Raw genomic sequence first — 7,210 nt, 5'->3', positions numbered from 1 at the left:
GAGCGCAGCCAGCTCTTCGTCCGTACCCTGCTGCTCCATCAGCGGCATCAGTTCGCGCGCGATGAACGGGAACGTCACGAAGATCGTGGCCAGCACGATGCCCGGCAGCGCGAAGATGATCTTCGGCAGTTGCACGTGCAGCTCGCCCAGCAGCGGCAGCGAGAAGCGCCAGCCTTCATCGATCAACGCGTAGGCCCAGCCCTGCGCACCGAAGATCAACACGTAGATCAACCCGGCGACCACCGGCGATACCGCGAATGGAAGATCGATCAGCGTCACCAGCCACCGCTTGCCGCGGAACTCGTGCTTGCTGACCGCCCACGCGGCCGCGACGCCGAAGGCCAGGTTGAGAGGCACCACGATCGCCGTCACCAGCAGCGTCAGTCGTACCGCGGCCAGCGCATCGGTTTCGGTGATGGCGGCCGCAAAGGCCGTCCAGCCGCCGCGCAGCGCTTCCACAAACACCAATGCCAGCGGCAGCAGCAGGAACGAGAGCAGGAACGCGAGCGCCCCCAGTACCAGCAGCACCTGCACCCAGGCGGGCTCGGTGGTAGCGGCATGGCGGCGGACGGGACGTGCAGGTGCATCCACGACAGACGACTCCGGCGGAACGGCGATGACGGCGGAGAGGGCGTCGCCCATGCTACCCGCCCGCCCGTTTGCCGGTCCGCTGCAGCCGCGCCTGCAGGGTATTGATCACCAGCAGCAGCGCGAACGACAACAACAGCATCGCGGCGGCGATCGCGGTGGCGCCCTCGTAGTCGAACTCTTCCAGCTTGATCGTGATCAGCAGCGGCGCGATCTCCGACACGCCCGGCAGGTTGCCGGCGATGAAGATCACCGAACCGTATTCGCCCACCCCGCGCGCGAACGCCAGCGCGAAGCCGGCCAGCACGGCCGGCCACAGCGTCGGCAGCACCACATGGCGCACCGCCTGCCAGCGGCTTGCGCCGAGCGTGGCCGCCGCTTCTTCCAGTTCGTTCTCGATCTCCGCCAGCACCGGCTGCACCACGCGCACCACGAACGGCAGGCCGATGAACACCAGGGCCACGGTGATGCCGAGCGGCGTGTAGGCCACCTTGATGCTCGCCGCCTCCAGCCACTGCCCGATCCATCCCGTCGGTCCATACAGCGCCGTCAACGCGATGCCCGCGACCGCGGTGGGCAGGGCGAACGGCAGATCGATCATCGCGTCGAACACCCGCTTGCCCGGGAAGCGGTAGCGCACGAACACCCACGCGACCAGCGTGCCCATCACGGCATTGAAGGCGGCCGCCGCCAGCGCCGTGCCGAAGCTGATGCGCAGTGCCGCCAGCACGCGCGGCTCCGTCCAGACCGCCCAGAGGCCGGCCGGCCCGAGCCCGCTCGCCTTGGCGAACACCCCTACCAGCGGAATAAGCACGATCAGCCCCAGCCACGCGAGCGTGTAGCCCAGGCTGAGGCCGAAACCGGGAATGACGCGCCGCGTGCGCGCCTTTCCGGACCACGGATGCACTGCCGCCACGTTACTTCGCCTGGATCTGGTCGAACACGCCGCCGTCGGCGAAATGCGTGGACTGGGCCTTCGCCCATGAGCCGAAGACGCCGTTGATCGTCACCAGCTCCAGTTTGGGGAAGCGTGCGATGTCTTCCCGCGCCGCGTACTGGGGGTAGCGCGGACGGTAGTAGTGCTTGGCAGCCAGGCGCTGGCCGGTCGGCGAATACAGGTACTTGAGGTAGGCCTGGGCCGCCTCGCGCGTGCCGTGCTTGTCCACGTTGCGGTCCACCAGCGCGACCGGCGGCTCGGCGAGGATCGACAGCGAGGGCACCACGATGTCGAACTTGTCGGGGCCCAGTTCCTCGATCGACAGGAACGCCTCGTTCTCCCACGCCAGCAGCACGTCACCGATGCCGCGCTGGACGAACGTCGTGGTGGACCCGCGCGCACCCGTGTCGAGCACCGGCACGTTGCGGAACAGCGCGCGCACGAAGTTGCGCGTCTTGGCCTCGTCGCCCTTGAAGATCTTCAGCCCATACGCCCACGCCGCCAGGTAGTTCCAGCGCGCGCCGCCCGAGGTCTTCGGATTCGGCGTGATAACCGAGATGCCGGGCTTCACCAGGTCGTGCCAGTCGCGGATCTTCTTCGGATTACCCTTGCGCACCAGGAACACGATGGTCGACGTGTACGGCGCGCTGTTCTCCGGCAGCCGCGACTGCCAGTTGGCCGGGAACAGCTTGGCGCGCTGTGCGATGGAGTCGACGTCATAGGCCAGCGCCAGCGTCACCACGTCGGCTTCCAGGCCGTCGATGACCGAGCGCGCCTGCTTGCCGGAACCGCCGTGCGAGGTCTCGATACTGACCTTCTGCCCCCTGGTCTTCTGCCAGTCGGCGGCGAAGGCGGCGTTGAACTCGCGGTAGAACTCGCGCGTCGGGTCGTACGACACGTTGAGCAGGTTGATGTCCTTGGCGCCTGAGGCGGCGGCCAGCGTCAGGCCGAAGGCCAGCAGCGCAGTGCGGACATGGTGGCGGATGGAAGTCTTCATGGAGGGTCTCCGGGAATCAGAAGGCGACCTGCAGTCGCGAGAACACGGCCTTTTCGTCTTCGCGGTCCGCACCTGCGGCGGCTCCGCCCTCGAACTGCGTGTCCAGATAATTGACGACCAGCTTCAGGTTGCTGGTGAGGTACCAGTTGACGCCCAGCGTCCATGCCTTGGCGCGCCGCGCAGCGACCAGCGGATCGGCGAACAGCGGGAAGGCACGGTCGTCGATCTCCAGTTCGCCGTACCGCCCCACCAGTTCCCACGCACCCCAGCCACTGCCGGGACTGAACGGCTTCGAGGGCTTCACCACGCCGCGGTAGCTGGCGTCTTCACCGGTCAGCACCCAGCTCGCCGTCGCCTGCCAGGCGGTGTTCTCGAGATCCGCACGTGTGCCTGCCGCCGCGCCGCTGGTGACCAGCAGTTCCTGCTTCGAGGCGATGTATTCGGCCAGCAGGCCGAAACGGCCGCGATACAGATAGCCCTGCGGCGAAATGCGGCTGTGCTCGCCATCCGCGGCGACCGCGCTGCGGTAATTGAAGAACTGCGCCTGCCCCTGGGTGCGATAGCGCGGCAGGAAGTTGTTGCCCGTGCCCTGCTTGTCGCCGATGCTGCCGGCGATGCCGAAGCCCAGGCCGGACCAGGAACTGCTGGTGTTCTTGAACGGTTCGAAGAACAGCCGGCCCGCATACTCGAATTCTTCATCCGGATTGGTGGTCGCCGCATCGCGGCCATCCGGCGCACCGTTGTACACGCCCGCCACATAGGTCACGCGTCCTTCCGCGAACTCACCCTGCGCCTGGATGCCCAGGTCGCGGTTGGGCGCCAGTTCCGTGGGAAAACTGCGCTCGATCAGTCCGATCGCGCCGCCGGACTGCAACCGCTCCAGTCCGATGGGGCCTTTGACCTTGCCGGCGCGCAGCGTGAGTGCCGGATCCAGCTTCACATCGACGTACGCGTCGACGATCGTCGCGCTGTCGCCGGCGAACTCGGGCGTCAGCCGGAACGACACCAGCTTGCCGAGCGATCCCTCGATGGTGGGGCGGATACGGCGGAACAGGAAGGTGTCGTTCTGCGGCACCACGTCGTCGTCGAGGAAGAAGCGCGCGTCGCCCTGCACCAGGGCGCGCAGCTTGAACTCGTAGTCGCCATTGGCCGACTTCAGCGACGCGCCCTTGTCGTTCACCGCGACCACGGGAGCGTCCTTGGCCTTGGCCGCCGTTTCTTCCTGCTGCAGCTCTATGCGCCGCTCCAGGATGCGCAGGCGCTGATCCAGGTCGCCCAGCGTGGCCGGACTGGTTTCGCCTTCGGCCGCTGCCGCCGTCGGCGCATCGCCGACGCGGCGCTCCAGCGCTTCCAGGCGTTGCAGCAGGTCTTGCACCGTGGGCTGGTTCTGTGCGGATACGGGAAGCGCGAGCGAACAGGCCAATGCGCCCAGGATGGCGACGCCACTGCCTTTGCGCTTGCGTGGGCCCGAGTGTGTCCGCATGACCGCTGTTCCCCGTGTGAAGGCCCCGTCCTGGGCCGGAGAGGCGATGCTGCGGGCGCACATGCGGACAGGGAAATGACGAAACGGGGGTCGCTTATGCCGTACGCGCATGACGCAACAGGGCGTTTTGTGGCCGCGGGTAGAATGGCGCCTTCCCTTCCCAGCCCCGTGCCATGGCCAACCCACTCACTGCCCATTACGCCGCCACCCTCGATGACATCCGCGCCCAGGGCCTGTTCAAGTCGGAGCGGATCATCACCAGCCCGCAGTCCGCCGAAATCACCCTCGCCGACGGCCGCACGGTGCTGAATTTCTGCGCGAACAATTACCTGGGCCTGGYCGATCACCCGGACATCATTGCCGCGGCCAAGGACGCGCTGGACACGCACGGCTTCGGCATGGCCTCGGTGCGCTTCATCTGCGGTACGCAGGACCTGCACAAGCAGTTGGAGAAGACGATCGCCGACTTCTTCGGTACCGAGGACACCATCCTGTACGCCGCCTGCTTCGATGCCAACGGCGGCCTGTTCGAGCCGTTGCTGGGCGAGGACGACGCCATCATCTCCGACGCCCTGAACCATGCCTCGATCATCGACGGCGTGCGCCTGTGCAAGGCCAAGCGCTTCCGCTATGCGAACTGCGACATGACGGACCTGGAAGCGCAACTGCAGGCGGCCGATGCGGCCGGCTGCAAGACCAAGCTCATCACCACCGACGGCGTGTTCTCGATGGACGGCTTCATCGCCCCGCTGGACGAGATCACCGCGCTGGCGGAGAAGTACAACGCGCTGGTGCACATCGACGAATGCCACGCCACCGGCTTCCTCGGCGCCACCGGTCGCGGTTCGGCCGAAGTGAAGGGGGTGCTGGATCGCATCGACATCATCACCGGCACGCTGGGCAAGGCGATGGGCGGCGCGCTGGGCGGCTTCACCACCGCCCGCAAGGAAGTGATCGAGCTGCTGCGCCAGCGCTCACGCCCGTATCTGTTCTCCAACTCGCTGCCACCGCACGTGGTGGCTGCCGGCATCAAGGCGTTCGAAATGCTGTCCGCGGCCGGCCACCTTCGCGAACGGTTGAAGGAAAACACGCGCTACTTCCGCGAGAAGATGACGGCCGCCGGTTTCGACATCAAACCGGGAGTGCACCCGATCAGTCCGGTCATGCTGTACGACGCGCCGCTGGCGCAGCGTTTCGCCGAGCGCCTCCTGCAGGAAAGCATCTATGCGATCGGCTTCTTCTTTCCCGTGGTGCCGAAGGGTCAGGCGCGCATCCGCACGCAGATAAGCGCCGCGCACACGCGTGAACACCTGGACCGCGCGATCGACGCGTTCATCCGTATCGGCCGCGACCTGGACGTGCTGAACGCCTGATGCAGGGACCGGCGCGCCTTGYCAGGTCAGCGGGCGCGCTTCGCCGTACTGGCGGTCCTTGGCTTGGCCGGCGCGCCCTTCGCGACGCGGATGCCGCGTGCCTTCATCCACGCGTCGAATTCTTCCGCCGTCATGCTGCGCCCGTTCTGCTGCATGTCGAACCGGTGGCCGTGCGGGCCGGCCTTCACGGTGACCACGTCTTCCGGCGCATCCTTCCTGATCGCGGAGGACGAGGATGTCGACGCGCAGCCCGTCGACAGGCCGACGGCGAGCATCATGGCGCCGCACAGTGGCAGGCGCAGGTTCGAACGGTACATGGTGGGTTCCCCAGGATCAGCGTGAGCGAGTGTAGACAGGCGGACTGCGCCGAACCCGGACCGCCGTCGCGCAATCAGCGCCCGGTTGTCGGGGCGAGTGCATCCCGCTCATGCGCCTCGAGCGCGCGCCATGCGCCCTTGCCCAGTTCGCCCAGCACCACCGGTCCGATCGCGACACGCACCAGGCGCAATACCCCGACATCGAACGCGGCCAGCAGGCGACGGATCTGCCGGTTGCGTCCCTCGTCCAGGACGATCTCCAGCCACGCATTGCGCGCCCCGCTTCGCAGGATGCGAACGCCATGGGCGGACAGGGTTTCGCCGTCGACGCTTACGCCGTCCGTCAGGCCTTGCAGCAACGCGGCGTCTGGCAAACGATCGATCTGCACGTGGTACGTTTTGTCGGGACCGTGTGCCGGATCGGTGATGCGCGCCGCCCATTCGGGATCGTTGGTGAAAAGCAGCAGGCCCTCGCTGGCCTTGTCCAGCCTGCCCACGGGCGCGATCCATGGGAGGCGCGCGCCTTCCAGGCACTGGTAAACCGTGTCCCGTCCCTGTTCGTCACGCGCCGTGGTCACCAGGCCGCGGGGCTTGTTGAGCATCAGGTAAAGCCGCTCGGGTGCGGTACCGGCCTGTCCATCCACCCGGATCGCGGCACGGCCCGCGACCACCGGGAATTCCGGATCCCGCACGATGCGGCCATCGACCGACACCCTGCCCTCGACGATCCAGCGGGCGGCCTCGCTGCGCGAACACACCCCTTGCTTCGACAATGCGCGGGCGAGTCCGTGACGCGCGCCCTTCGCATCACTGACGCGCGCACGCACCCCGCCACGCGCGGTGTCGCGGAAAGGAGGCCTGCGCGTCGTCATGGTCCCGACAGCAGAACGGCCGGAAAACCGGCCGTTCGCGCATCAGTTCTTCTTGGCGGGCTCGGCGGGTGCAGGCGCAGGCGCGGCAGCCGGAGCACCGGGAGCCTTGACCACGCGCACGCCGCGCGACTTCATCCAGGCATCGAACTCGTCTGCGGTCATCCGCTTGCCGTTCTGGCTCATGTCGAACCGCCAAGGCGTATTGTCGTGCGCCGTCTTGGGCTGGTAGGCCGCCGGGCTGGCGGTGGCGGCCGCCGCAGAAGGCGCCGTAACGGCGGGCATCGCCTTGGCGACGTTGCGGCAGCCTTCGATACGCAGGCGCATCAGCACACGGTCAACCGACTGCGACTCGTCGAACGCATGCGACGCCAGCACGCCGGAGGGCGCACCCAGCTGCGTGGCGGCCGCGGTGAACTCCGGTGCCACCGGCGCGATCACTGTCGCGGGTGTCTTCAGCGGCGGCGGAACCAGACTCCCGGCGCAGTCCGGCGCGGCATATGCGACGGGCGTGACGGCGATGCACAACAGACTGGCAAGGACGTGGCGATGCATCGGCGAAGCTCCGTGACATTTTCTTGCGGGACGTGCCCGGAGTTTAGGCAGCGCCTCATGGCAAGGCAAGAAATTAACGGGCGTGCAGCGC

8 protein-coding genes are annotated in these 7,210 nt (G+C 67.3%); 1 reads left to right on the top strand and 7 read right to left on the bottom strand.

Going from position 1 to position 7,210, the window contains the following annotated elements:
• The 4 genes from AC04L7_RS09470 to AC04L7_RS09455 form a co-directional block, all read right to left on the bottom strand.
• Window positions 1-642, bottom strand: a 642-nt coding sequence (locus tag AC04L7_RS09470) for an ABC transporter permease family protein (RefSeq protein ID WP_475512890.1), incomplete at its 3' end; no start/stop codon positions are given.
• A gap of 1 nt (window position 643) precedes the next feature.
• The gene (gene cysT, locus AC04L7_RS09465) at window positions 644-1,504 is read right to left on the bottom strand and encodes a sulfate ABC transporter permease subunit CysT (protein ID WP_435997299.1); all 861 of its coding nucleotides are present in this window, start codon (window positions 1,502-1,504) and stop codon (window positions 644-646) included.
• A 1-nt stretch (window position 1,505) separates the two neighbouring features.
• Window positions 1,506-2,522 (bottom strand): sulfate ABC transporter substrate-binding protein, encoded by a 1,017-nt coding sequence (locus AC04L7_RS09460; RefSeq protein ID WP_435997297.1) that lies wholly within the window; start codon window positions 2,520-2,522, stop codon window positions 1,506-1,508.
• A 16-nt stretch (window positions 2,523-2,538) separates the two neighbouring features.
• A complete protein-coding gene (locus AC04L7_RS09455; protein ID WP_435997295.1) occupies window positions 2,539-4,005 on the bottom strand; it encodes an OprO/OprP family phosphate-selective porin in 1,467 nt (488 codons plus the stop codon).
• 173 nt (window positions 4,006-4,178) lie between these two features.
• Between AC04L7_RS09455 and kbl the strand changes: the two genes are divergently transcribed.
• Window positions 4,179-5,378: a glycine C-acetyltransferase gene (gene kbl / locus AC04L7_RS09450; protein WP_475512889.1), complete on the top strand. Its 1,200-nt coding sequence runs from the start codon at window positions 4,179-4,181 to the stop codon at window positions 5,376-5,378.
• A 26-nt stretch (window positions 5,379-5,404) separates the two neighbouring features.
• Here the strand turns inward: kbl and AC04L7_RS09445 are convergent, their stop codons facing one another.
• The 3 genes from AC04L7_RS09445 to AC04L7_RS09435 all read right to left on the bottom strand — a co-directional run bounded on the left by AC04L7_RS09445 (window position 5,405) and on the right by AC04L7_RS09435 (window position 7,119).
• Window positions 5,405-5,695: a hypothetical protein gene (locus AC04L7_RS09445; protein WP_435997291.1), complete on the bottom strand. Its 291-nt coding sequence runs from the start codon at window positions 5,693-5,695 to the stop codon at window positions 5,405-5,407.
• 74 nt (window positions 5,696-5,769) lie between these two features.
• Complete coding sequence (locus AC04L7_RS09440) at window positions 5,770-6,567, bottom strand: pseudouridine synthase (protein ID WP_435997289.1); 798 nt, start codon at window positions 6,565-6,567, stop codon at window positions 5,770-5,772.
• A 42-nt stretch (window positions 6,568-6,609) separates the two neighbouring features.
• Complete coding sequence (locus AC04L7_RS09435; RefSeq protein WP_435997287.1) at window positions 6,610-7,119, bottom strand: hypothetical protein; 510 nt, start codon at window positions 7,117-7,119, stop codon at window positions 6,610-6,612.
• Between the last annotated feature and the right edge of the window lie 91 nt (window positions 7,120-7,210).

Source organism: Pseudoxanthomonas sp. LjRoot204_2 (assembly GCF_056175765.1).
The sequence above is the reverse complement of the archived record's forward strand: the minus strand, read 5'-3'. Positions and strand labels throughout refer to the sequence as shown.